General features: G+C 47.3%; 17 protein-coding genes, 9 tRNA genes and 3 rRNA genes. 27 read left to right on the top strand and 2 right to left on the bottom strand.

Annotation, left to right across the window (positions count from 1 at the left end; translation table 11 throughout):
* The first annotated feature begins 122 nt into the window (after nt 1-122).
* From ilvE to yajC, 22 genes are all read left to right on the top strand, one after another.
* Nucleotides 123-1,007 (top strand): branched-chain-amino-acid transaminase, encoded by an 885-nt coding sequence (gene ilvE / locus ABTV53_RS22025; protein WP_433746476.1) that lies wholly within the window; start codon nt 123-125, stop codon nt 1,005-1,007.
* A gap of 195 nt (nt 1,008-1,202) precedes the next feature.
* Entirely contained in the window at nt 1,203-2,831 is a 1,629-nt protein-coding gene (locus tag ABTV53_RS22020; protein ID WP_433746473.1) for a LysM peptidoglycan-binding domain-containing protein, read from the top strand.
* A gap of 550 nt (nt 2,832-3,381) precedes the next feature.
* A 16S ribosomal RNA gene (locus ABTV53_RS22015) occupies nt 3,382-4,934 on the top strand.
* A gap of 346 nt (nt 4,935-5,280) precedes the next feature.
* Nucleotides 5,281-8,330, top strand: a 23S ribosomal RNA gene (locus ABTV53_RS22010).
* A 143-nt stretch (nt 8,331-8,473) separates the two neighbouring features.
* Nucleotides 8,474-8,590, top strand: a 5S ribosomal RNA gene (gene rrf, locus ABTV53_RS22005).
* The 16S, 23S and 5S rRNA genes sit together here with 9 tRNA genes alongside, the layout of an rRNA operon.
* Nucleotides 8,591-8,674: 84 nt before the next feature.
* Nucleotides 8,675-8,750 (top strand) — tRNA-Asn (locus ABTV53_RS22000).
* 4 nt (nt 8,751-8,754) lie between these two features.
* Nucleotides 8,755-8,826 (top strand) — tRNA-Glu (locus ABTV53_RS21995).
* A 121-nt stretch (nt 8,827-8,947) separates the two neighbouring features.
* Nucleotides 8,948-9,023, top strand: a tRNA-Val gene (locus ABTV53_RS21990).
* A gap of 18 nt (nt 9,024-9,041) precedes the next feature.
* A tRNA-Met gene (locus tag ABTV53_RS21985) sits at nt 9,042-9,115 on the top strand.
* A gap of 25 nt (nt 9,116-9,140) precedes the next feature.
* Nucleotides 9,141-9,218, top strand: a tRNA-Asp gene (locus tag ABTV53_RS21980).
* A gap of 20 nt (nt 9,219-9,238) precedes the next feature.
* A tRNA-Gly gene (locus ABTV53_RS21975) sits at nt 9,239-9,313 on the top strand.
* 6 nt (nt 9,314-9,319) lie between these two features.
* Nucleotides 9,320-9,396, top strand: a tRNA-Arg gene (locus tag ABTV53_RS21970).
* 16 nt (nt 9,397-9,412) lie between these two features.
* Nucleotides 9,413-9,491, top strand: a tRNA-Leu gene (locus tag ABTV53_RS21965).
* 7 nt (nt 9,492-9,498) lie between these two features.
* A tRNA-Pro gene (locus tag ABTV53_RS21960) sits at nt 9,499-9,572 on the top strand.
* 202 nt (nt 9,573-9,774) lie between these two features.
* Nucleotides 9,775-10,467, top strand: a complete 693-nt coding sequence (locus ABTV53_RS21955; protein WP_433746470.1) for a BofC C-terminal domain-containing protein — start codon at nt 9,775-9,777, stop codon at nt 10,465-10,467.
* Nucleotides 10,468-10,774: 307 nt separating this feature from the next.
* On the top strand, nt 10,775-11,278 hold the full coding sequence (gene ruvC / locus ABTV53_RS21950; protein WP_017686765.1) for a crossover junction endodeoxyribonuclease RuvC: 504 nt from the start codon (nt 10,775-10,777) through the stop codon (nt 11,276-11,278).
* Complete coding sequence (ruvA, locus tag ABTV53_RS21945) at nt 11,275-11,889, top strand: Holliday junction branch migration protein RuvA (protein WP_433746467.1); 615 nt, start codon at nt 11,275-11,277, stop codon at nt 11,887-11,889. The genes ruvC and ruvA overlap by 4 nt, the downstream gene beginning before the upstream one ends.
* A gap of 55 nt (nt 11,890-11,944) precedes the next feature.
* Nucleotides 11,945-12,955: a Holliday junction branch migration DNA helicase RuvB gene (ruvB, locus tag ABTV53_RS21940; protein WP_421891918.1), complete on the top strand. Its 1,011-nt coding sequence runs from the start codon at nt 11,945-11,947 to the stop codon at nt 12,953-12,955.
* Between the two features lie 103 nt (nt 12,956-13,058).
* Nucleotides 13,059-15,161, top strand: coding sequence for a SpoIID/LytB domain-containing protein (locus ABTV53_RS21935; protein ID WP_433746464.1), 2,103 nt, complete (start codon nt 13,059-13,061; stop codon nt 15,159-15,161).
* A 7-nt stretch (nt 15,162-15,168) separates the two neighbouring features.
* Nucleotides 15,169-16,197, top strand: coding sequence for a tRNA preQ1(34) S-adenosylmethionine ribosyltransferase-isomerase QueA (gene queA / locus ABTV53_RS21930; protein ID WP_433746461.1), 1,029 nt, complete (start codon nt 15,169-15,171; stop codon nt 16,195-16,197).
* Between the two features lie 43 nt (nt 16,198-16,240).
* Nucleotides 16,241-17,377, top strand: a complete 1,137-nt coding sequence (gene tgt / locus ABTV53_RS21925) for a tRNA guanosine(34) transglycosylase Tgt (RefSeq protein ID WP_036616872.1) — start codon at nt 16,241-16,243, stop codon at nt 17,375-17,377.
* Nucleotides 17,378-17,444: 67 nt separating this feature from the next.
* Nucleotides 17,445-17,759, top strand: coding sequence for a preprotein translocase subunit YajC (yajC, locus tag ABTV53_RS21920; protein ID WP_433746458.1), 315 nt, complete (start codon nt 17,445-17,447; stop codon nt 17,757-17,759).
* Nucleotides 17,760-17,887: 128 nt separating this feature from the next.
* On the opposite strand, the gene ABTV53_RS21915 is transcribed toward yajC, so the two are convergent.
* Entirely contained in the window at nt 17,888-18,277 is a 390-nt protein-coding gene (locus ABTV53_RS21915; RefSeq protein WP_433746455.1) for a TIGR04086 family membrane protein, read from the bottom strand.
* A gap of 226 nt (nt 18,278-18,503) precedes the next feature.
* On the opposite strand from ABTV53_RS21915, the gene ABTV53_RS21910 reads away from it, so the two are divergent.
* Complete coding sequence (locus tag ABTV53_RS21910; RefSeq protein ID WP_433754317.1) at nt 18,504-19,217, top strand: YetF domain-containing protein; 714 nt, start codon at nt 18,504-18,506, stop codon at nt 19,215-19,217.
* A gap of 3 nt (nt 19,218-19,220) precedes the next feature.
* Here the strand turns inward: ABTV53_RS21910 and spoVB are convergent, their stop codons facing one another.
* On the bottom strand, nt 19,221-20,855 hold the full coding sequence (gene spoVB / locus ABTV53_RS21905) for a stage V sporulation protein B (RefSeq protein ID WP_433746452.1): 1,635 nt from the start codon (nt 20,853-20,855) through the stop codon (nt 19,221-19,223).
* Between the two features lie 227 nt (nt 20,856-21,082).
* Here spoVB and ABTV53_RS21900 point away from each other — a divergent pair, with 227 nt between their 5' ends.
* The 4 genes from ABTV53_RS21900 to ABTV53_RS21885 all read left to right on the top strand — a co-directional run bounded on the left by ABTV53_RS21900 (nt 21,083) and on the right by ABTV53_RS21885 (nt 24,594).
* A complete protein-coding gene (locus ABTV53_RS21900; RefSeq protein WP_036617497.1) occupies nt 21,083-21,322 on the top strand; it encodes a post-transcriptional regulator in 240 nt (79 codons plus the stop codon).
* A gap of 91 nt (nt 21,323-21,413) precedes the next feature.
* On the top strand, nt 21,414-22,664 hold the full coding sequence (secD, locus tag ABTV53_RS21895) for a protein translocase subunit SecD (RefSeq protein ID WP_051447453.1): 1,251 nt from the start codon (nt 21,414-21,416) through the stop codon (nt 22,662-22,664).
* Nucleotides 22,654-23,562, top strand: a complete 909-nt coding sequence (gene secF, locus ABTV53_RS21890) for a protein translocase subunit SecF (RefSeq protein ID WP_433746450.1) — start codon at nt 22,654-22,656, stop codon at nt 23,560-23,562. Before secD ends, secF begins: the two co-directional genes overlap by 11 nt.
* A 72-nt stretch (nt 23,563-23,634) precedes the next feature.
* A complete protein-coding gene (locus ABTV53_RS21885; protein ID WP_433746447.1) occupies nt 23,635-24,594 on the top strand; it encodes a cation diffusion facilitator family transporter in 960 nt (319 codons plus the stop codon).
* The last annotated feature ends 34 nt before the right edge of the window (nt 24,595-24,628 follow it).

The raw sequence follows: 24,628 nt of genomic DNA, 5'->3' as shown, positions 1-24,628 counted from the left end.
GAAGGTTGTCATAATTCTGGGTACAGTGAACAAGTAAGGACTTGTCATGTTGGTGTACAATCGACGGGTTAATAACGTTTCGGAGTACAGTGAATGGATATTTTATGGAGGTGCAGTCAGCGGTGGCAGAACAATGGATTTATTTGGATGGTAAGTATGTGACCAAGGAGAACGCAACCGTTTCGGTATATGATCATGGATTTTTGTATGGAGACGGGATTTTCGAAGGTATACGGATATATAACGGAAATATTTTCAGATGTAAGGCCCACTTGGATCGTTTGTATGATTCGGCAAAATCCATTAGTTTGAACATTCCGCTGTCCATTGATGAGATGCTGGAAGTCATGGCTGAAACGGTGCGCCGCAATGATATGCGTAATGGTTATATTCGTCTTATTGTATCGCGTGGCCCTGGTAATCTGGGGTTGGACCCGTTACGTTGCCCTAAGGCATCCGTAATCATCATCGTGGAGCAGTTGGCGATCTATCCGGAGGAAGCGTATCTTACTGGATTGAAAGCCGTGTCCGTATCCCAACGCCGGAACATTCCGGACGCATTAAATCCGAAAATTAAATCATTGAACTATCTGAATAACATCCTCGTTAAAATCCAGTCTAACTATTCAGGTGCTGGTGAAGCGATTATGCTGAACTCCCAAGGTTACGTAACTGAGGGTTCAAGTGATAACATCTTTATCATCAAAAATGGTGTAGTGTACACGCCGCCTTGTTATCTCGGAGCACTTGAAGGGATTACACGTCAAGCGATTATCGATCTATGTGGCGAACTGGAGCTTGAATTAAAAGAAGTGCCATTCACCCTGCATGATGTGTATATCGCAGACGAAGTCTTTTTCACCGGAACAGCTGCAGAAGTTATCGCTGCATATGAAGTGGATGGAAGAACAATTGGCACGGGGGTAGCAGGTCCAGTAACGCTGAGACTGCTGGAAGCATTCCGTCAGATTGTTGACAAAGATGGTTATAAAGTGTGGGAATCTTAAGTTAGAATTGCATAGCATAGGGAACAGGAATCCTCCTTGTCCGATAAAATTCTGCATACCTGGTGTATGGGGATTTTAGAGACAGGAGGATTTTTTTTGTTTAGTTGATGTCATTAGCCCGGTTTCTGCATAGGATGTAGTAACGGTATGGGCGAATGTACTGCCCAAGTATGAAGTCTAGGAGGTTAGTTCCCTGTGAAAATACACATGGTGAAAAAAGGCGACACATTATATCTGCTGTCCCAAAAATACAATGTAGCGCTGGACAAATTGATCGCGGCTAATCCGCAAATCACAAATCCCGACAAGCTGGATATTGGCATGAAGGTCAAAATCCCTGCAGAGCCAGTAACACCAAAGCCGGAGGGTGTGCTCCACAGTCACAAGGTTCAGCAAGGAGATTCGTTATGGAAGTTGGCACAAGCCTGGGGAGTTCCTTTAAAAGATATGATCAATGCCAATCCACAGTTGAAAAATCCGAACGCTCTTCTGGTAGGGGAGACAGTTTATATTCCATCTATGCATGCACAAGGAAACAGCACATCTAATTCGGGTGCCAGCAACATTGCTGCTCATGAAAAGTTGTCACCTGAAGGTAAGGAATACACGGGAGTTAAAGAACCGGAACCACCGGCTCCAGTTACGCCAACTCCCCCTGCTCCGGTAGCAGAGGTTCCTGTTCCGGTCCCGGTGCCTGCTCCACCACCTGCCAATCCGGTAATGCCGAATGTAATGCCGGAACTGGAGGTACTGCCGCAGTTGCCGGAGCTTCCTGAAGTGAAACCCGAAAAGGAAACGCACAAAAAAGAAGAGGTTAAACCCGAAGTTCATGTAAAACCGGTAGCAGAATCCAAAAAATACACAATGCCTAATCTTTCGCCTGAAATTATGCCTTTGCCTGTAATGCCTAATCCCAAGTCTCCAACTGAGGTTGCACCAGCAACGAAAAAGCCTTGTGGTTGTGGTAATAAGTTGCATCATGCGCCTGCCGAGCACCCTTATGCTCAAATCCCGGTTCCTGTACAAGAGGTGTATGGTGCTCAGCAAGACATGTACACGGCAGGAGCAAGTAACAATGCGTTGTTTCCAGGGATTCCGGAAGTTAGTCCTTATAGTAGCAGTGATCTGCCTAACAGTCCGTGGACTGGCGCGGAGCAGAGTTATAACCACAATAACGTTATGCCGAATCTGTCGGCAGAAATGCAAAATAACCCATTTCCGATTGCGCCAGCTAGCGAAGTGAATAGTCCATTCCCAACGTATGCAGCCCCTAGTCATATGAATCATCAGCCACCTTTCATATCTCCATACTCAATGCTTCCGTACCCTCCATGCGGATGTGGATCACATACACATATGCCTCAGTACACTTATCCTTCTCATGGTTATCAGGATCCGGCTTGGAATATGTATGGTCCTTCGTACGGTATGCCGCCTGAAATGTCTACATCAACGATGCCAAATCAGCCTATTGAATATGCTTATCAGAATCCGTATCCAACTCAGAACATGGTTCCGCCGTCCCCGCTTGGAGCATTTGGTGAAATGTATCCTCATCAAGGGCAAAGCAAGGGTGGCAAAAAAGGAGGGCGTGAAGACGCTAACTTGAGTCAGGTGGCAATTGAAGAGGTAGGATCAGAGTCGGAAGGGAAGTCCAAGCAAGCAGGGAGTAAGCCGGCAGCTGCAAAACGCAGAACATCCAAGGCTCCTCTGAAGAATAAATCCAAGGTATCCGTTTCCGGGAAAACATCCAGAGAGGGTGTAGCAACGTCCAACCAACGGAAACCCAATAAAAAGCGTCGTAACCCATGGATACAAAACTAACCTAACGGATTGCAATTGATGAAAAAGTCAGGTGCTTGTTTTATTCAGTGGGAAGTCTGCTCTGTAATAGGGAGCGGGCTTCCCACTTTCCTTAGTAAACATTTTGAGTTTCACATAACGGAGATATGGTTGTTCAGGAAATAATACAAAGCATTTTATTGAGAAGTTGTTGTAAACCTTTTCATAAATGTGTTAAAATATTTGTACCCTACGAGCGTAACCTAATAAGATAGGACGAGATAGGGAACGGATATAATAGCTTTAGCTAATACAAAACTACTAAAGAAAAGAAATGAAAAAAACTATTGCATTACATTCAGCCATATGATATATTATTTAAGTCGCCGCTGAAACACAGTGTTGACACAGACAACAAAAGAGATAGTGAAACGAGTTTGATCTTTGAAAACTGAACAACGAGTGAGTAAACATTCTGCTTGCAGAATGAACGCGAAAGTTCGAAACAAGCCTTGGCTTGAATCGGCTGGAGCACAAATGAGATTTTTAATCTCGTCAGATTCAAAATGAGCTTATCGCTCTTTTCAATACTTTATTGGAGAGTTTGATCCTGGCTCAGGACGAACGCTGGCGGCATGCCTAATACATGCAAGTCGAGCGGAGTTGATAGAAAGCTTGCTTTCTTGATGCTTAGCGGCGGACGGGTGAGTAACACGTAGGCAACCTGCCCTCAAGTTTGGGACAACTACCGGAAACGGTAGCTAATACCGAATAGTTGTTTTCTTCGCCTGAAGAGAACTGGAAAGACGGAGCAATCTGTCACTTGGGGATGGGCCTGCGGCGCATTAGCTAGTTGGTGGGGTAACGGCTCACCAAGGCGACGATGCGTAGCCGACCTGAGAGGGTGATCGGCCACACTGGGACTGAGACACGGCCCAGACTCCTACGGGAGGCAGCAGTAGGGAATCTTCCGCAATGGGCGAAAGCCTGACGGAGCAATGCCGCGTGAGTGATGAAGGTTTTCGGATCGTAAAGCTCTGTTGCCAGGGAAGAACGCTTGGGAGAGTAACTGCTCTCAAGGTGACGGTACCTGAGAAGAAAGCCCCGGCTAACTACGTGCCAGCAGCCGCGGTAATACGTAGGGGGCAAGCGTTGTCCGGAATTATTGGGCGTAAAGCGCGCGCAGGCGGTCATTTAAGTCTGGTGTTTAATCCCGGGGCTCAACCCCGGATCGCACTGGAAACTGGGTGACTTGAGTGCAGAAGAGGAGAGTGGAATTCCACGTGTAGCGGTGAAATGCGTAGATATGTGGAGGAACACCAGTGGCGAAGGCGACTCTCTGGGCTGTAACTGACGCTGAGGCGCGAAAGCGTGGGGAGCAAACAGGATTAGATACCCTGGTAGTCCACGCCGTAAACGATGAGTGCTAGGTGTTAGGGGTTTCGATACCCTTGGTGCCGAAGTTAACACATTAAGCACTCCGCCTGGGGAGTACGGTCGCAAGACTGAAACTCAAAGGAATTGACGGGGACCCGCACAAGCAGTGGAGTATGTGGTTTAATTCGAAGCAACGCGAAGAACCTTACCAGGTCTTGACATCCCTCTGACCGGTACAGAGATGTACCTTTCCTTCGGGACAGAGGAGACAGGTGGTGCATGGTTGTCGTCAGCTCGTGTCGTGAGATGTTGGGTTAAGTCCCGCAACGAGCGCAACCCTTATATTTAGTTGCCAGCACTTCGGGTGGGCACTCTAGATAGACTGCCGGTGACAAACCGGAGGAAGGTGGGGATGACGTCAAATCATCATGCCCCTTATGACCTGGGCTACACACGTACTACAATGGCCGGTACAACGGGCTGCGAAATCGCGAGATGGAGCCAATCCCAACAAAGCCGGTCTCAGTTCGGATTGCAGGCTGCAACTCGCCTGCATGAAGTCGGAATTGCTAGTAATCGCGGATCAGCATGCCGCGGTGAATACGTTCCCGGGTCTTGTACACACCGCCCGTCACACCACGAGAGTTTATAACACCCGAAGTCGGTGGGGTAACCGCAAGGAGCCAGCCGCCGAAGGTGGGATAGATGATTGGGGTGAAGTCGTAACAAGGTAGCCGTATCGGAAGGTGCGGCTGGATCACCTCCTTTCTATGGAGAATCGTTTCCCGTAGCGGAAACATTCAAAAAGTCTTCAGGAAGCATGCTTCCGAAGCGAGCTTTACTTCGTAAAGCTTTCAACTCACTCGTTGCTCAGTTTTGAGAGCTCAAACTCTCAAACAGCTTGCTTTTGCATGGAGCTTGTTCTTTGAAAACTAGATATCGAAACGAAACAAATGCGAATTAGAACATTCCTTTTTAGCTGAACTTGTGTTAAAACAAGTTTCAATAAAAACGGTAGTTAAATTGCTGTTGCGATGGTATCGGGTGGGAGCGACTTTTGGCTTTGGACGCAGTCCAAAACAAGGGAAGCGAGCGGTCGAAACCGGAGCAATTTGGTTAAGCTACTAAGAGCACACGGAGGATGCCTAGGCGCTAGGAGCCGATGAAGGACGTGGCGAACAACGAAACTGCCTCGGGGAGCTGTAAGCAAGCTTTGATCCGGGGGTGTCCGAATGGGGAAACCCAGCTGGGGTAATTTCCAGTTACACCTAACTGAATACATAGGTTAGTGTGAGGCATACCAGGGGAACTGAAACATCTAAGTACCCTGAGGAAGAGAAAACAATAGTGATTCCGTCAGTAGCGGCGAGCGAACGCGGAGAAGCCCAAACCAGAGAGCTTGCTCTCTGGGGTTGTGGGACGTCTCACATGGAGTTACAAAGGAACCGGTTAAGCGAAGAGGTCTGGAAAGGCCCGCCAAAGAAGGTAAAAGCCCTGTAGTTGAAAGTCTGTTCCCTCCGAGACGGATCCCGAGTAGTGCGGGGCACGTGAAACCCCGTATGAATCCGGCAGGACCATCTGCCAAGGCTAAATACTTCCTAGCGACCGATAGTGAAGCAGTACCGTGAGGGAAAGGTGAAAAGCACCCCGGAAGGGGAGTGAAATAGAACCTGAAACCGTGTGCTTACAAAAAGTCAGAGCCCGTTTTAGGGGTGATGGCGTGCCTTTTGTAGAATGAACCGGCGAGTTACGTTCCCGTGCAAGGTTAAGGTGAAGAGCCGGAGCCGCAGCGAAAGCGAGTCTGAATAGGGCGAATGAGTACGTGGACGTAGACCCGAAACCGGGTGATCTACCCCTGTCCAGGGTGAAGGTGCGGTAACACGCACTGGAGGCCCGAACCCACGCACGTTGAAAAGTGCGGGGATGAGGTGGGGGTAGCGGAGAAATTCCAATCGAACTCGGAGATAGCTGGTTCTCCCCGAAATAGCTTTAGGGCTAGCCTCGGAAAACAGAGTCGTGGAGGTAGAGCACTGATTGGGTGCGGGGCCCGCAAGGGTTACCAAGCTCAGTCAAACTCCGAATGCCATAGACTTACTTCCGGGAGTCAGACAGTGAGTGCTAAGATCCATTGTCAAAAGGGAAACAGCCCAGACCATCAGCTAAGGTCCCCAAGTGTGTGTTAAGTGGGAAAGGATGTGGAGTTGCACAGACAACCAGGATGTTGGCTTAGAAGCAGCCACCATTGAAAGAGTGCGTAATAGCTCACTGGTCGAGTGACTCTGCGCCGAAAATGTAACGGGGCTAAACACACCACCGAAGCTATGGCTTGGATCGACTTCACTGCTTCTTTGAGGCGTGTTGTCCACAAGGACATTTTTGTCTGACAAGAGATTCTATTCTTGGATGACCAAATGCTTCCCAGGGGATAAACACAGGGCTTCGAAGCTGGAGTGAAGTCGATCCAGGGGTAGGGGAGCGTTGTATAAGGGTTGAAGGTGTACCGTAAGGAGCGCTGGACATTATACAAGTGAGAATGCCGGTATGAGTAACGAAAAGATCAGTGAGAATCTGATCCGCCGAAAGCCTAAGGGTTCCTGAGGAAGGCTCGTCCGCTCAGGGTAAGTCGGGACCTAAGGCGAGGCCGAAAGGCGTAGTCGAAGGACAACAGGTCGAAATTCCTGTACCACCGTAAGCCGTTATGAGCAATGGGGGGACGCAGTAGGGTAGTGACGCGGACTGATGGATGTCCGTCTAAGCAGTAAGGCTGATGTGTAGGCAAATCCGCACATCGTAAGGCTGAGCTGTGATGGGGAGCGAAAATTGTAGTAGCGAAGGTCATGATCTCACACTGCCAAGAAAAGCCTCTAGCCAGGTGAAGGTGCCCGTACCGCAAACCGACACAGGTAGGCGAGAAGAGTATTCTAAGGCGCGCGGAAGAACTCTCGTTAAGGAACTCGGCAAAATGACCCCGTAACTTCGGGAGAAGGGGTGCCCCGGTAGTGTGAATAGCACGAGGGGGCCGCAGTGAAAAGGCCCAAGCGACTGTTTAGCAAAAACACAGGTCTGTGCGAAGCCGTAAGGCGAAGTATACGGGCTGACGCCTGCCCGGTGCTGGAAGGTTAAGGGGAGTGGTTAGGGAGCAATCCCGAAGCTGTGAACCGAAGCCCCAGTAAACGGCGGCCGTAACTATAACGGTCCTAAGGTAGCGAAATTCCTTGTCAGGTAAATTCTGACCCGCACGAATGGCGTAACGACTTGGGCGCTGTCTCAACGAGAGATCCGGTGAAATTTTAATACCTGTGAAGATGCAGGTTACCCGCGACAAGACGGAAAGACCCCATGGAGCTTTACTGCAGCTTGATATTGAATTTGGGTACGATCTGTACAGGATAGGTGGGAGCCTTTGAAGCGTGAGCGCCAGCTTGCGTGGAGGCAACGTTGGGATACCACCCTGATCGTATCTAGGTTCTAACCTGGTACCGTAATCCGGTGCGGGGACAGTGTCAGGTGGGCAGTTTGACTGGGGCGGTCGCCTCCTAAAGAGTAACGGAGGCGCCCAAAGGTTCCCTCAGAATGGTTGGAAATCATTCGAAGAGTGCAAAGGCATAAGGGAGCTTGACTGCGAGACCTACAAGTCGAGCAGGGACGAAAGTCGGGCTTAGTGATCCGGTGGTACCGCATGGAAGGGCCATCGCTCAACGGATAAAAGCTACCCTGGGGATAACAGGCTTATCTCCCCCAAGAGTCCACATCGACGGGGAGGTTTGGCACCTCGATGTCGGCTCATCGCATCCTGGGGCTGAAGTAGGTCCCAAGGGTTGGGCTGTTCGCCCATTAAAGCGGTACGCGAGCTGGGTTCAGAACGTCGTGAGACAGTTCGGTCCCTATCTGTCGTGGGCGTAGGAAATTTGAGAGGAGCTGTCCTTAGTACGAGAGGACCGGGATGGACGTACCGCTGGTGTACCAGTTGTTCCGCCAGGAGCACCGCTGGGTAGCTATGTACGGACGGGATAAACGCTGAAAGCATCTAAGCGTGAAGCCCCCCTCAAGATGAGATTTCCCAGTATGTAAGACCCCTTGAAGACGACGAGGTAGATAGGCTGGGGGTGGAAGTGCAGCAATGCATGGAGCTGACCAGTACTAATCGGTCGAGGGCTTATCCAATAGCAAGTGATAATTCGCATGTTTCGTTTCGAATCTAGTTTTCAGAGAATGATCTCTGAGATGAAAATCGGTACATCACAGAACGTGTGTATGATTTTCAGTTCCATATCTGATTTCAAGAAGCGATGCTTCGACAAATCGCGTTTGGTGGCGATGGCGGAGGGGTTCCACACGTACCCATCCCGAACACGACCGTTAAGCCCTCTAGCGCCGATGGTACTTGGACCGCAGGGTCCTGGGAGAGTAGGACGCCGCCAAGCGAATTCTTTCATCATACATAGAAAACAGGCTCTGCATGTGGACGTTGTACGATGAATTGCATTTGCCCTGCAAATGCATATTATTCCCTGATAGCTCAGTTGGTAGAGCACTCGACTGTTAATCGAGTTGTCACAGGTTCGAGCCCTGTTCGGGGAGCCATTAAGGCCCGTTGGTCAAGGGGTTAAGACACCTCCCTTTCACGGAGGTAACAGGGGTTCGAATCCCCTACGGGTCATAGCAATACCTATTGCTTCAACAAGGGATGAAAATCCCAAAGGTTCGTCGGAGGATTACTTCGTTAGCAGCTGCTTCGCAGTCTCGAACGAAGTGAGAGTATCCCCTACGGGTCATAATATGGAGGCTTAGCTCAGCTGGGAGAGCATCTGCCTTACAAGCAGAGGGTCGGGGGTTCGATCCCCTCAGCCTCCACCATAAAACTTTTAATAACGACGCGGGGTGGAGCAGCCCGGTAGCTCGTCGGGCTCATAACCCGAAGGCCGCAGGTTCAAATCCTGCCCCCGCAATTAACTTTCCTTGAGAAAGTACTATGGAACCGTGGTGTAGTTGGCCTAACATGCCTGCCTGTCACGCAGGAGATCGCGGGTTCGAATCCCGTCGGTTCCGCCATTTTTATATTAATACCGTATGCGGAAGTGGCTCAGCGGTAGAGCATCGCCTTGCCAAGGCGAGGGTCGCGGGTTCGATTCCCGTCTTCCGCTCCAATATTTGCGCCCTTAGCTCAGCTGGATAGAGCGTTTGACTACGAATCAAAAGGCCGGGAGTTCGAATCTCTCAGGGCGCGCCATTATAACTTCAAATTTGCCGGCGTGGCGGAATGGCAGACGCGCTCGACTCAAAATCGAGTGGGAAACCGTGGAGGTTCGAGTCCTCTCGCCGGTATATATAACGGGATGTAGCTCAGCTTGGTAGAGCACCTGGTTTGGGACCAGGGGGTCGCATGTTCAAATCGTGTCATCCCGATCTCTAAAAACACTATCTAATTGTAGATAGTGTTTTTTTATATTTATCTATATAAGAATCTATAAATGCAGGTTAGGTATTAACCATGACAAGTTCTCTAACCTAACACATGTGGGTTCCTTCTTCAGACGACAAGTTAGTTGTGCATAAAGCCTCGTTCTTTAGGTCACAATAGGTTTAAAAAGTGATAGAAGGGGTTCATGTGAATACGTTTAACTTCAGTAAACAATTCAAGAGACGCTGGCGACGGTGGAAACGGACAGTATGGATGACGGCAGCTCTGCTTGCAGTTACGATATTGGCTTACAGCGGGTTGTCTATTTCATCAGCGATAGAGCGTTTGCTAACAACTAATTTTAGTGAGGCAACCAGTGTGTTGGGACCTGTTACGCAGGAAACAAGATCTGAACAAGAGATTCAGGCGTTAGTAGAGCAACTTGATTCTGATCCGGATCATTTAACAAGTGTGGTTTTGGAAACACAGTACATCTGCGGAGTGGAGACTGAGCAGTTAGGGAAGATGGCTAGACCGCAGTTGAAGATGCTGCTGGCTCAACATCCGGAATGGGATGCTACCGTTGGAACATCAGATGAGCTGCATCTGAAGCAACGTGTAGATGACCTTTCACCGCTCTGTAAACAGCAGGCGTATATCAGCATAGATGCTGTAGGGAACCTTAACTTGTACGAGGGTAAACCTGCAGAAGAGAAGGTTATACGTACTTTCTTTCAATTGGATGTTGGGACGTTGGAGAGCTCTTTGCCTGAAGGAGTACTGAAGCAATTGCAGCAGGGCATTCGTATTCAGGACAAGGATGAGTATGATAGCGTAATATCTACGTTCAGTGACTATGCCGTGGATGAAGATCACCATTTAATCCGCAATGGCGGGTAATCCAAACGTCCTCACCTACTGTATTAAGATTGTGGAGTACTGAAACGATGGTGGTAATAGAAATATCATTGGTGGTTAACGAAACCAAGCGATAGACCCAAAAATACGTGGAATGTGGTGAAGGACATCGAAGAGATGTCCTTTTTGTCGTTTATACTAAAATAGTTGAAAATACGAATAAACATGAAAAGAAGCACGAATAAAGACGAGTAATGGGTTAGACAAAGTTTTTCCTGCCGCAGGGTCTATCTTTTGTTATAATGAAATGAACGATACATATGTTCGCTTTTGTGAGGGAGAGATGGTTTTGCGTTTTTTGGGAATTGACCCGGGGATTGCGATTGTTGGTTTTGGTTTTGTGGATAAAATCGGCAGTAAGGTGGTACCCGTACAATATGGATGTATTCAGACGGAGGCTCATACCCCTGAAGAGGAACGGTTGCTTCACGTATATGAAGGTATGGTGCAATTGATTGATAAATACAAACCGGACGCAGTAGCGCTGGAGAAACTTTTTTTCAATCGAAACGTTACAACAGCGATGTCTGTCAGTCAGGCCAGAGGAGTTATGGTGCTCGCTGCCGCACAGAAGGGCTTGCCTATTGCAGAGTATACGCCAATGCAGATCAAGCAGGCCGTCGTGGGGTACGGTAAGGCGGAGAAGAAGCAAGTACAGGAGATGGTCAAAATGTTCTTGCGTCTTCAAGTTGTTCCTAAACCGGATGACGTAGCGGATGCATTGGCTGTAGCTGTGTGCCACGCACATTCTTATACATTAAATTCCAAGTTGAATGAGGTATTGCGAAAATGATTGATTTTCTAAGAGGACAGTTCATTCATGTAGAGAATGATTATATTGTGCTGGATGTACAGGGTGTTGGATATCGCGTATTCTGTCCGAATCCATTTGCGTTTGCCAAGCAAGAAGGCGAAATTATTGTGTACACTCACCATCATGTGCGTGAGGATGCAATGTTGCTGTTTGGATTTGTGACACGGGATGAGCAGCGTTTGTTCCGTAAACTGATTGAAGTATCGGGTATCGGTCCAAAAGTGGCACTGGGTATACTGGCTGGAGGTACACCAGAACATGTGGTTACGGCGATTTACCAGGAGAATCTTACGTTCTTGACCAAATTGCCAGGCATCGGCAAGAAGACTGCACAACGCATGATTCTGGATCTCAAGGATAAGCTGGATAGTTTTGGCGCGGCAACGTATGCCACAGGTTTGTTCGCTCCTCCATCGGAAGAGTCGGGAAGTGGTTCAGCCTGGGATGAGGCACGTGAAGGTCTCAAGGCACTTGGGTATACTGACAGTGAGCTTGATAAAGCATGGCTCAAATTGAAAAAGGATGTTACTACAGCGGATTCTGTTGATGTGTTGATGAAAAAGGCGCTGCAAATGCTGTTTACGGGATAATACAATTTGCATATTATAATATAGCTGTAGCCTGCAAAAAAAGGTAGGGATGAACATGGATGATCGGATTATATCCGCGAACCTGATGATGGAGGACCAGAATGTTGAGTTGAGTCTTCGTCCCCGGTATCTGAATGAATATATCGGACAGAATCAGGTGAAGGAAAATTTAAAAATATATATTGAAGCTGCCAAATTCCGTAATGAGGCATTGGATCACGTTTTGTTATATGGCCCACCTGGACTGGGTAAAACAACACTTGCCAATATTATTGCGAATGAATTGGGCGTTAATTTACGAACTACGTCAGGCCCGGCCATTGAACGCCCGGGTGATCTTGCAGCATTGTTAACCAATCTGCAGGAAGGCGATGTGTTGTTTATTGACGAGATTCATCGTTTGCATCGTACGGTTGAAGAAGTCATGTACCCCGCCATGGAAGATTCGGCATTGGATATAATGATTGGTAAAGGTCCAAGTGCTCGGTCCGTTCGGCTGGATCTGCCGCCATTCACTCTGATTGGGGCTACAACACGCGCTGGCTTGCTGTCTGCGCCACTTCGAGACCGGTTTGGTGTTATCAGTCGCTTGGAATTCTATACGGTTGATGAGCTGGCTTATATCGTCTCACGCTCTACCGAGATTTTGGGTGTGGAGATTGTGGGAGATGCTGCCGAAGAGATTGCATTGCGCTCGCGTGGGACACCGAGGATTGCGAACCGTTTGCTAAAACGAGTACGCGACTTTGCACAGGTGCGTGGTGACGGAATTATTACGCAGACATTGGCTGAAGAAGCATTGCAACGGCTCCAGATTGATCCGCGTGGCTTGGATGAGATTGATCATAAGATGCTCAAATCGATGATCAACAGCTTCCGGGGAGGCCCGGTAGGTTTGGATACCATTGCTGCTACAATCGGTGAAGAAAGCCAGACGATCGAGGATGTCTATGAACCGTATCTGCTTCAAATTGGTATGATTCAGCGTACACCAAGGGGGAGGATCGTAACAGATCTTGCCTATCATCATTTGGGTCTGCCTATTCCACCAAGGGACGGGAAATGATCGAGCCTAGTGAAAGTCCACATTTGAACGTTTACCAATTAAAGGTTCACCATAAACATTGAAATATTACGCATCTTAATCTGATATAAAGTGAAGGAAATGCATGGAGAGGAGACTGAATGTGGGAAAAGCAATACTAACGAAGAAGTGGAGTCGTCGATTGAAGGTACTGGCGGCAGCTTTTTTGACAGTGAGTTGTCTGCAAGTGCCTGCATATGCAGCAGGAAATGATGGACAGACGATCCGGGTAGCCATGTTTGCGAATCTGGGCAGTACGTATAAATCAACTACACCACTTATTACGCTTGAATCGACGGGACAATGGAGCATCCGATCGGAGAGTGGCGCAAATGTAAGCCTTCCTGCAGGGCAAGTCCGTTTCAGTGCAGATGGATTCAGAGTGAAAGTGTTGGAAACATCGGATTTCAAGGCAGCATCTGCAGCAGCAAAATCGTTGCAGGCAACCGCGGATAAGCCGTTGCTGTTTACTACCTCTTTGAATGGAAGTGCCATCTACCAGCTGTACACTGGCAACTATGCAACGGAGGCACTGGCTGGACAAGCTGTTACACGAGTACAGAAGGTAGCAGCAGCTCAATTGGCTGGTCAAAAGCCAGCTGTAACGGGAAGTAAACGCCTGTCTGTTGGAACATATGGTTCGATTCAGGAAGCAGAGGCAGCACAAGCCAGTCTTTTAGCAACGGGAGTTAGTGCTTATCCAGTCCTTCAATTAAATGGGGGAAGTCAAGCATATTCGGTATGGGTGGGTGAAGCTTCAACGGATGCGGAATTAACCGCATTGAAGAACAGTGTGGAAGCCAAAGCTCCGGGGGTAAGCCTTTCACCTGTCAACAATAGTGCTGGGCTCATCATCCGCCAGGACGCAGGATTAAGTACAGATGCACTCAAAACAGCTCCGCATTACACCATTGTAGGTACTGAATCCAAAGCATTGGTACAAGGGAATGGGAATGGTATCAAAGTAGTGGAGCGTTCCCAGCGAACGTATCGTGGAGATATGGAAATCAGCATCGTTAGCGGTGATCTGGCGTTGGTCAACGTTGTTCCACTGGAACAATACCTGTACTCTGTCGTAGGTGCAGAGGTGTATTCCTCCTGGCCTGCGGAAGCTCTGAAAGTTCAAGCTGTAGCTGCTCGGTCATACGCGCTTCAACAAGGCGATCGTTTCAAAATTGCAAATGTTGTGGATACAACGCTCAGCCAAGCCTATAACGGGATTGGTTCGGAGAATGATAAAGTAACCAGTGCAGTGGATGCAACTGCTGGAGAAGTGGTCAAAAGCGGTAGCAAAATCATCGAAGCTGTGTTCTCCTCCAATGCGGGCGGCCAAACAGCTCATCCTTCTGAGGTGTGGAACGGTGGAGCAGGTGTGTTCACCAATGTAGTTAGCTCGGGGGATACATCTGCCCAGGCAGGATTACATACGTGGTACCATGTGCTGCTCAGTTCAGGCGTTAGCGGGTACATTCGTGAGGATAACATCAAAGAATTAACGATCAAGACCAATGCGGGACTGGCCAAAGTGACGGTAACGGCTCAGAATACCAATGTACGTCCCATTCCGTTAATTCAATCCACCGTGGAACCTGTAGCCAAAATGAATCCAGGCAACGAAGCTGTTGTGTTGGCAAAAGTGGCTCAATCCAACGATTATGCTTGGGTGAGAGGACCTTTCACGTCTGCCCAGTTGGTTAAATCCCTTCAGGGTAAAACAACAGCGTCTGTTCCTGCTTCAATCTCAACCTTGGAAGTGACTAAGCGTGGACCTTCCGGAAGAGCACTTGAGGTCACTGCCAACGGACAGGCTATGACGGTGAAATATGCCGATACCTACCGCTCTGCGCTGGGTGGATTACCGAGCACTCTATTTGATATTGCAGGGACCGGAAGTTATACTGTATTAGGCGCTGACGGCAAAACAGCCAGTAAAACCGGCTCAAATGGTGCCTCTGTTTTGTCTTCTTCTGGCACAGGAACGTCATCCGGTAGTGCACTTGTAGTTATGAGTGGTGATGGTCAAGCGAGGGCAGTAACGCAGGGTCAGACTTACATGTTCATCGGTCAGGGCAATGGTCACGGATTGGGCTTGTCCCAATGGGGAGCCAAAGGCATGGCAGATGAAGGGTATGATTACCAGGCAATATTGAAACACTATTATCAAAATGCGACTATTGTTAAGGAATGAAACTAAAATGAATGTGAACTTATATGATTTTGAATTACCAGAGCAATTGATAGCACAGACGCCGTTGCTTGATCGCACGGCATCCCGGTTGCTCACCTTGAACAAAGATAGTGGTGAGATTAATCATCAAACGTTTCCTGATATTATCGATTTTCTGGAGTCTGGCGATACGTTGATTCTGAATGATACACGTGTTCTTCCAGCCCGTCTGTTCGGTACAAAAGAAGATACCGGAGCAAAAGCGGAAGTGTTATTGCTTAAAAATGTGGAAGGCGACAAGTGGGAAGCACTGGTTAAGCCGGGTAAAAAGCTGAAAGCCGGTTCGGTGATCGTATTTGGCAATGAACTGAAGGCAACCATTGAAGAAGAGGGCGAGATGGGGGCACGTACACTTACGTTTACGTATGATGGAATCTTCCAGGAGATTCTGGACCGTCTGGGTGAGATGCCGTTGCCACCTTATATTAAAGAGACATTGGATGACCGCGAACGGTATCAGACCGTGTATGCCAAGCATGAAGGATCGGCGGCTGCACCCACAGCGGGATTACATTTTACGGATGAATTGCTGGACCAGATCCGTGCCAAGGGTGTGAATGTCGCTTTCATCACGCTTCACGTAGGACTGGGGACGTTCAGACCGATGTCAGTAGACGTCGTAGAAGATCATGTCATGCATGAGGAGTATTACTCCTTGTCACAAGAAACGGCAGATCTGATCAACCAGACCAAAGAGAATGGACGCCGCGTTTTTGCAGTTGGGACAACGAGCTGCCGGACGTTGGAAACGGTGGGCAGCAAATTCGAGAATGGATTACTGCAAGCGAGCAGCGGATGGACCAGCATTTTCATCTATCCAGGTTATTCCTTCAAAGTGATTGATGGGATGCTTACGAATTTTCATCTCCCGAAATCGACGTTGGTTATGTTGGTTAGTGCACTTGCAGGCAGGGAACATATTATGCAGGCATATGAGGAAGCCATCCAAGAGCAATACCGGTTCTTCAGCTTCGGTGATGCCATGTTGATATATTGATATAACGGAATAACGATTAACTTTTAGAGGATGATTAAAACCAATGGCAGCAATTACGTATGAACATATCAAAACTTGTAAACAATCCGGTGCACGTCTGGGACGTGTACATACACCTCACGGTATTATTGAGACACCAACCTTTATGCCTGTAGGTACACAGGCGACTGTAAAAACAATGAGCCCTGAAGAGTTGAAAGAAATGGATGCTCAGATTATTTTGAGCAATACGTATCACCTGTTTCTGAGACCAGGACATGAAATCATTCGTGAAGCTGGCGGATTGCACAAGTTCATGAACTGGGATCGTCCAATTCTGACGGACAGCGGCGGATTCCAAGTCTTTTCTCTCAGCGAGATGCGCAAGATTACGGAAGAGGGCGTTAACTTCCGCTCCCACTTGAATGGAGACAAGAAGTTTCTTTCTCCTGAAGTGGCCATGGAAATCCAGAATGCACTTGGATCCGATATTATGATGGCGTTTGATGAATGCCCACCGTATCCAGCTGAATATGAATATGTCAAAAAGTCACTCGAAAGAACGAGCCGCTGGGCAGAACGTTGTCTCGAAAGTCACGCTCGTCCGCATGACCAAGGTCTGTTTGCCATTGTACAGGGAGGCATGCATGAAGATCTTCGCCGTCAGAGCGCCGCAGATTTGACTTCCATGGATTTCCCGGGGTATGCTATTGGTGGACTGAGTGTTGGAGAACCGAAACATTTGATGTATGGTGTATTGGATTATACGTTACCTTTGTTGCCGTCCAATAAACCACGTTATTTGATGGGGGTAGGTTCGCCCGATGCGTTGATTGAGGGATCTATTCGTGGAGTGGACATGTTTGATTGTGTTCTGCCTACCCGGATTGCCCGTAACGGAACAACGATGACCAGTCAAGGACGTCTGGTAGTTCGCAATGCCAAGTTTGCAACTGATTTTGGGCCATTAGATCCTGAATGTGATTGCTACACTTGTCGCAACTACTCCAGAGCTTATCTGCGTCATTTGATCAAAGCAGATGAAACATTTGGCCTGCGTTTGACAACGATCCATAATCTTCATTTCTTGCAGAATTTGATGCGTAATGTACGTAAAGCCATTATGGAAGATCGTTTGCTTGATTTCCGGGATGAATTTTTCGATCAATATGGTCTTCATGACAATGACAAAGGTTTCTGATTGAGGTTTTTGCGGAACTGATGTAACTAGCAGTAACTGTATGTATAGTCGATAAGGGGGAGTTTGAATGTTCCAAGGATTAACAGCAACAACTGCCAATGCAGGCGGGGGAATTGTATCTTTGATTGTACCTTTGGTACTCATGGTTGCGATCTTCTACTTCTTGATGATTCGTCCACAGAACAAAAAGCAAAAGCAACGGAATTCGATGCTGAGCCAATTGAAAAAGGGCGATAAAATTGTAACGATTGGTGGCCTTCACGGTACGATCGCTGAGATTACGGACGATGTGGTGGTATTGCGCGTAAACGATGTAACTAAGCTTACATTTGACCGTAATGCAATCAGCACGGCTGTAGCTCGTGATACGGCTATTGAATAGTTACTGTAACATAGAATAACGAGGGTGCGTTTGTGGCGTATTCCCTAGCAGAGAACCGGATCTCCCTGGAGACCCGGTTCTCTTTTTTGTTTTATGAGGGAAGGTCGACGTTCTTTACCAGTCAGCTATTAACGATGCGTATTAACACCGAACATGCCACCGAGAGCCGAAATGAAGAAAGCGCTAAGCAGTTGTAAACTATCCTTCCAATTAAATGAAGCATCCAGCGCGAGAAATCCAATCAACAGCACAAGGAGCCCATATACGATTCCGGTAATTCCTCCGTAGTACCATCCTTTTTCACCAGAGCGTTTGCCTGCGACAAAACCACCGACCAATAATGACAAGCCATGAACAACATAGGTATACAACGAGAGGTCCTGTTCCCGCATTCCGCTCATCCAGAGAAACAAGGAGAGAATTAATGCCCCGATAAACATCCATACAAAAGCCTGACAGAGGCCTGACAGAATCGGATTGGACACTCGAAACGAAACCAAGCGGCGGATCAATTGCATGAAGCAACCCCCTTGTACAAGTTATAAGTTAATACAGTGTATGGTCAAGCCTTCGGACTTATGAACTGTTTTCCATTAAATGAACGGATTATTTCTGCATGAGCATGGAGGCTTCAGGTCAAAATAGGGATTGCACTACAACTAACTGTTACAAACTCAGTTTCGAAGGAGGACCCCTGTTGTGAACTTCCCAGATGTCGGATCACATATCTTTCGAACCATTCTCATGTACTTTCTGGTGTACTGTGCAATAAGGGTTATGGGTAAACGTGAGATTGGTAAGCTATCCATGTTTGATCTTGTCGTGTCCATTATGCTCGCAGAGATGGCTGCCTTTGTCATTGCAGATATAGATAAACCCCTGTATCATGGCATTGTGCCCATGCTGACTCTCATCATAGTTCAGATTGGGATGGCCTATGTGGGTCTTAAAAGTCGCAGACTTCGCTTAATGATTGATGGCAAACCTACCGTATTGATTTCCAAAGGCATTCTTCATCGGGATGAGATGCGCAAGCAACGATATAATTTGGATGATCTATTACAACAACTCCGAGAACAAAATGTAGACAGTATTGGTGAGGTTGATTTCGCAATATTGGAGACCACAGGTAAGCTGACCGTTTTTCCAAAAGATCAGAATGCTTCTAATGGCAGCAGCTTTTCGGACTCTGACTCACAAGGGTCTTCCTCCAGTAAATCCAAAGCAGGGAAAAATCAAATCGACGGATTTCCAAATATCAAATATGAAGGTCTGCCATTGCCTCTGATTATGGACGGTAAAGTTCAGGATCAGAATCTGGAACTCATCCAGAAAACGAGATTTTGGCTGAAAAATCAGATTCAGCATAATGGAATTCTCGATTTCAAAGATGTATTTATATGCTCCATCGACCACAATGGCAAAGTGTATGTAAGTCCAAAAGATGATAAAAAATAATTATCATTTGCCTGACCTACGTTTGAACCATGAACCTATAAAAGGAGCACGGGACAGATCATGAAAGTCAATCATTTTGGTCCAGCCCATAACGATGAAATACACAATTAGTCCGACAAAAGGAGCGAGAAGCATTCGGACCCAAAAAGGCAATATCATGACCGTTTCTTCGTATACCAGCAGGGTTGCTGCTCCCATGATAAACATTCCTGCCCCCGTCTTGACCCAATCCATAATTTTGAAGCGGAACTGTAGCAGGCTACGTACGCTTTGGGCATGTAACAGGGTAACTACCGTAGAATTTACACAGATGGCGATAACTGCACCGAAGATGCCATATTCAGGCCGGGAAGCAAGCGTTAAAATCAACGTGATTTTGATAACAGCACCGATAAACGTATTTAGCAATGCTTTACCCGGACGGTCGAGGGCTTGCAAGGCAGCTTGAAGAGGAGCTTGAATATAAATGAACAAAGCAAAAGGAGCCATTAGCTTCAGCATGCTTCCGATCGATGCATCATTATACAGAACAAGACACATCGGTTCGGCAAGCACATACATAAACACAGAAAACGGAGCACCTGTCACAAGTGCCAAGCGTAATGCCTGATGCATTCTTTTGTGAATCAGTGCCCGATCTCCTTGAGCAGAAGCTTCAGACAGTGAAGGCACAAGTGATGTCGCGAGCGATGAGGTTAGTGCCCCCGGCAGCAACAGCAGAGGAATAATCATACCTTGTAATGCACCATATTGTGCTGTGGCGAGCCCTTTGGATATGCCTGCCAGAGCCAGACTCTGGGCAGTAACAATAGTTTCGGCCAGATAGGATAAGGAGCCAACCAATCGGCCTGCTGTAACAGGAATAGAGATTGCAAGCAAACGCCGGATTAATCCGGGCTGTGGAGTACCCGTCTCTTTCAGAACTGAAGGCATTGGATTTAAAGGCTTGGCTGCAGGTTTGGTTGTGAGATTGGACATGTTCTGTTGCTTAGCGAGCGGTAACTCTTTCTTCTGCCTGTTATACTTCCACAAGAGTACAAGCATACCGCCAAATTCCCCAACGAGTGCGCCCAGCATGGCACCAGCAGCAGCTTGGGCAATACCGTGGGGGAGGAGAAGCCAGGCAAACCAAATGACACAAACGATACGAATGATGGTTTCAACAATGGATGAAATGGCAGTAGGCATCATGTTTTGCTTACCTTGGAAATACCCTCTGTAGACAGCAGATACGGCGATAATGGCAATCATGGGGCTCATACTAACGAACGTATGGTACACCCGCTCATCTGTGAGCACGTACTTGGTAACCCAGGGTGCAAATAAGATGCACAAAAACATGAATACAACACCCAGGGTCAACGTAAAGCTTAAGCTTACTTGCAGAATTCGCTGGGGGGAATAACGATTGGCACCGGTATCAGCTTCGGCTACGAGCTTGGCTACGGCAAGCGGAATACCACCCGTAATTAATGTCACCAGTACGATAAAAAAGGGATAGCTCAATTGGTAGATGCCAACACCTTCTGCACCAATGACTCGTGGCAGCGCTATGCGCGGAATGAAACCAAGTATTCGATTAATTATGCCTGCCGCGAGCAGGATCATGGCCCCCTGGATAAATGTCTGTTTCTTCAAGACTACCCCTCTTTCCCGGTTGAAAGTACAGGCTATCAACATAAACGGGACAAAGCCGTTGTTCTTCATCCTATGCCAGTCCTTTATCTTCTCATGACAACTTGGACACGATTAACAAAAAGAACCATAATCAGCAAGAAGGAATATGATCGGGCGAAGTCGAATGATGTAATATTGATGCCGCATAAAGGCTTGGATGTACGAAGGGAGGCTCCCCGTTGGAAGAAATGAATGATGTGGAGTTGGAACAGTCAATAGAGATGCTCTGCCGTAGCAAGGCGGAGGAATTAAGGCTTGTCGGTTACGAATATGTCACCAGCAAAGATGTCTGGAATTGCGTCAGTCATAAATATGAAAAACAGGGCATTCCACCGCTTCACCAGCTGGTGAACGACATTTTGTCGCTGAAAGCAACAAGCTTTATGAACTTTATGACCGTGTCTGCATACCGGGGGTCCTCTTTCTAGACGAAAGGGATCTTTTTTGTTGAAAATTGACTGCTTTTTACGGCATCGCTATAATAGGAATATTGAGAACGAAAGGGGATCTAGGAACGGCATGAAAAGAATTATCAGTTTCATTCTGGTCGTGCTTGTCACCACAGGGGTAATGGTGGGAACAAGCCCGGAACTGCTCAAAAATATACGCTTGGGCCTTGATTTAAAGGGAGGCTACGAGATCTTATATGAAGCAGAGCCGCTCGAAGCAGGTCAACAAGTCACCAAAGCATCTTTGGTGCAAACGGCCAAAAGCCTTGAAAGCCGCGCCAATGCGCTCGGAACAAGCGAACCGGAGGTAACCACTGAAGGAAGCAACCGGATTCGATTGAAGTTGGCAGGGGTTACGGACGAGGCAGAAGTTAGAGCCAAAATGAAAGAACCGGCTGTTTTGACCTTCCGTAGTAAAGCTGAGAACGACAAGGAAGGCGAATACACCAAAATTGAGCTACGCGGAAATGAATTTGTCGAGAATGCAGCCAAAGTTGTGTTCACTCAATTGAATGAGCCTATGATTGACATTCAAGTGAAAGACAAAGCTAAATTTTCCGAGATTACCAAACGTTTGATCGGACAACCTCTTGCCATTTATTTGGACGATGAGCTACTCTCTGCTCCAACCGTTAGACAACAGTTGACAGATGGCTCGGCTCAGATTTCGGGTGCTTACACACGTGACGAAGCAAACCAGCTTCGTGACACCATTAACCTAGGTGCATTGCCACTGAAACTTACAGAGAAGTATTCACAAAGTGTTGGTGCAACACTTGGTAAGCTTTCTCTGGATCAGACCATTAAAGCGGGATTGATTGGTTCCGTTATTATTCTAGTGTTCATGATTGGGCTATATCGCATTCCTGGTATTATCGCGAGTTTTGCCTTGATTACACATACGTGGCTGGTACTTGCCATCTTCTATTTAGGGGAATTCGTGCTTACCCTTCCAGGTATTGCGGCGTTTATCCTGGGTATAGGGATGGCGGTGGATGCCAATATCATCACGTACGAACGGATTAAAGAAGAGATGCGCAGTGGTAAGTCGATCTTGTCTTCGGTTAAAGCAGGTGGTAAACATTCCTTCCGAACAATCATTGACTCCAACATCACAACCATTATTGCTGCGGCTGTTATGTTCTTCTTGGGAACAGGTGCGGTTAAAGGTTTTGCACTCGTGCTGATTTTTGATATTGTCACCAGTATTATCACGAATATTTTCTTCTCCCGCTTCCTGTTGACCCTGCTTGTACGGGGTAACGTGTTGAAGAAGCCTAAGTACTTCGGAGTGAAGGAGAGTGAAATTCGTGCGCTTTAATTGGAATTTTGATTATATTAAAGGAAGTAAAATTGCCTATACATTCTCGATCATTTTGACTGTAGTAGGGATCATCAGTTTGCTCTCACTTGGATTGAACTACGCCGTTGATTTCCGTTCAGGATCAAATGTGGATATCAGCGTATCGAAAGCCATCACAGCTGAACAAATCAATCCAATCGTGAATGAACTGGGTGTTGACACAAAGGAAGTTCAGATTACGACTGGATCTGATCGGGTTAATGTTCGATTCTCGAACGTACTGGATGAAAACCAAGAAAGCAAATTCAAGCAAGAATTTAGCAAACTGGATGAGACGGCTTCCTATGAAGTGAATACCGTTGATCCAGAGATGGCCAAAGAGCTTGAGCGTAATGCGATCTATGCGGTACTGGTTGCGAGTATCGGGATCATGATCTATGTTGCGATCCGGTTCGAATGGCGATTCGCTTTGGCAGCGGTTGTTTCCATATTCCATGATGCTTTCGTAGTTATAAGTGTATTTTCTATATTCCGTCTTGAAGTGAATCTGACCTTTATTACGGCGGTACTAACCATTGTTGGATTCTCGATCAACGATACCATCGTTATCTTTGACCGGATTCGGGAGAATCTGCGCTTCGCCAAAAAATCAACGAAAGCTGATCTGCGTGAAGTGGTCAACCGGAGTTTAGCCCAAACGATGACACGCTCGCTAAATACAACATTCACTGTATTTGTTGCTTCACTCTGTTTGTTTATTTTTGGCGGAGAGTCTATTCGTATGTTCTCTCTGGCGATGGTGATCGGAACATTCTTTGGTGCCTATTCTTCAATCTATATCGCAGCTCCATTATGGTTCACGCTCAAAAGTAAACAAGTTAACAAGCCAAAAACAGTAGCTAAAGAATCTAACTAAACATCTTAATGTGAGCCGCGTCTGCCAGGCGCGGTTTTGCAACTTTATGTACAGAATTAAGGGGGAATATTCATGACCAGAGAACATATCCCATCTGCTCAGGCTGCCATATGGAGCGGTATTGCTGGTAATATGGGACTTGCGGTGATCAAGGCGGGAGTCGGCTATATGGCAAACAGCAAATCATTGCTCGCTGACGGCTTGTATTCTGCTTCTGAAGCTGGTTCTGCCCTGGCTGGTCTCTTTCCCTCCAAGTCTGTACGCGATAAGAGCAAGGCTCGCAGGGAACGGTTTAAAGAACATTCACGTGTTGCTAGACCCGGAATCTCCGTACTATTATCTGTCCTAATCCTCATGGGTGGATTACAGCTTGCCATCTCCGCCTTGGGCAGTCTATCCGGAAGTGAACCGGAATCCCCCGGCAAGTCGGTGCTTTTGGTAGCTGTTGCAGCCCTGGCTGTGAAAGAAGCGATTTTTCAATTTCAGTATAGATATTTCCGTAAACGAAATCAGTCTCAGGCGCTATCCTATGCACAGCAACATCGCCGTGCACTCTATTGCTCGCTGACCGTGTTAATCGGAATTATAGGATCGATGGCTGGTGAAGAGACGGGCTTGAGCATGCTGCTCTACCTGGACCCCACGGCTGCATTCATTGCTTCCTGTTTTGTGCTTCATAAGGGTTACCGAATGATTGTGGACACAGTCTATGGTTCACTTGTTCAGGAACTGGAGCAGGAAGAAGCGTCAGATTTCAAAGAGACCGTACAGCGAGTACATGGCATCATTACCATTGAGCATTTGGTTGCACGTGAACAGGAACATGATGTTACGATTGAGCTGGTCATTAGTGTGAATCCCAGGATCTCGATACTGGAAGCACAGGAGATTGCAAATCGGGCCAAGACACTACTGCTAACCCGTTTTAGTCATGTGAAAGAAGTACAGATTCAAGCGATACCTTATGATCCAGGCTATCCCTATAAATCCAATCATGAACTGCCCGATCACGAAGCGACATTAATTCAGTAGTGAAGCGCGGGTCCAGTAGATCAGGAAAGGAGCG

Source organism: Paenibacillus amylolyticus, assembly GCF_050990605.1.
Classification (GTDB): domain Bacteria; phylum Bacillota; class Bacilli; order Paenibacillales; family Paenibacillaceae; genus Paenibacillus; species Paenibacillus amylolyticus_H.
The sequence above is the reverse complement of the archived record's forward strand: the minus strand, read 5'-3'. Positions and strand labels throughout refer to the sequence as shown.

What these genes read in the sequence shown, in the direction of transcription:
- ruvA (WP_433746467.1), top strand. Translation starts at nt 11,275, where the DNA reads ATGATTGATTTTCTAAGAGGACAGTTCATTCATGTAGAGAATGATTAT.
- ruvB (WP_421891918.1), top strand. Translation starts at nt 11,945, where the DNA reads ATGGATGATCGGATTATATCCGCGAACCTGATGATGGAGGACCAGAAT.
- ABTV53_RS21935 (WP_433746464.1), top strand. Translation starts at nt 13,059, where the DNA reads ATGGAGAGGAGACTGAATGTGGGAAAAGCAATACTAACGAAGAAGTGG.
- queA (WP_433746461.1), top strand. Translation starts at nt 15,169, where the DNA reads ATGAATGTGAACTTATATGATTTTGAATTACCAGAGCAATTGATAGCA.
- tgt (WP_036616872.1), top strand. Translation starts at nt 16,241, where the DNA reads ATGGCAGCAATTACGTATGAACATATCAAAACTTGTAAACAATCCGGT.
- yajC (WP_433746458.1), top strand. Translation starts at nt 17,445, where the DNA reads ATGTTCCAAGGATTAACAGCAACAACTGCCAATGCAGGCGGGGGAATT.
- ABTV53_RS21915 (WP_433746455.1), bottom strand. Translation starts at nt 18,277, where the DNA reads ATGCAATTGATCCGCCGCTTGGTTTCGTTTCGAGTGTCCAATCCGATT.
- ABTV53_RS21910 (WP_433754317.1), top strand. Translation starts at nt 18,504, where the DNA reads ATGTACTTTCTGGTGTACTGTGCAATAAGGGTTATGGGTAAACGTGAG.
- ABTV53_RS21900 (WP_036617497.1), top strand. Translation starts at nt 21,083, where the DNA reads ATGAATGATGTGGAGTTGGAACAGTCAATAGAGATGCTCTGCCGTAGC.
- secD (WP_051447453.1), top strand. Translation starts at nt 21,414, where the DNA reads ATGAAAAGAATTATCAGTTTCATTCTGGTCGTGCTTGTCACCACAGGG.
- ABTV53_RS21885 (WP_433746447.1), top strand. Translation starts at nt 23,635, where the DNA reads ATGACCAGAGAACATATCCCATCTGCTCAGGCTGCCATATGGAGCGGT.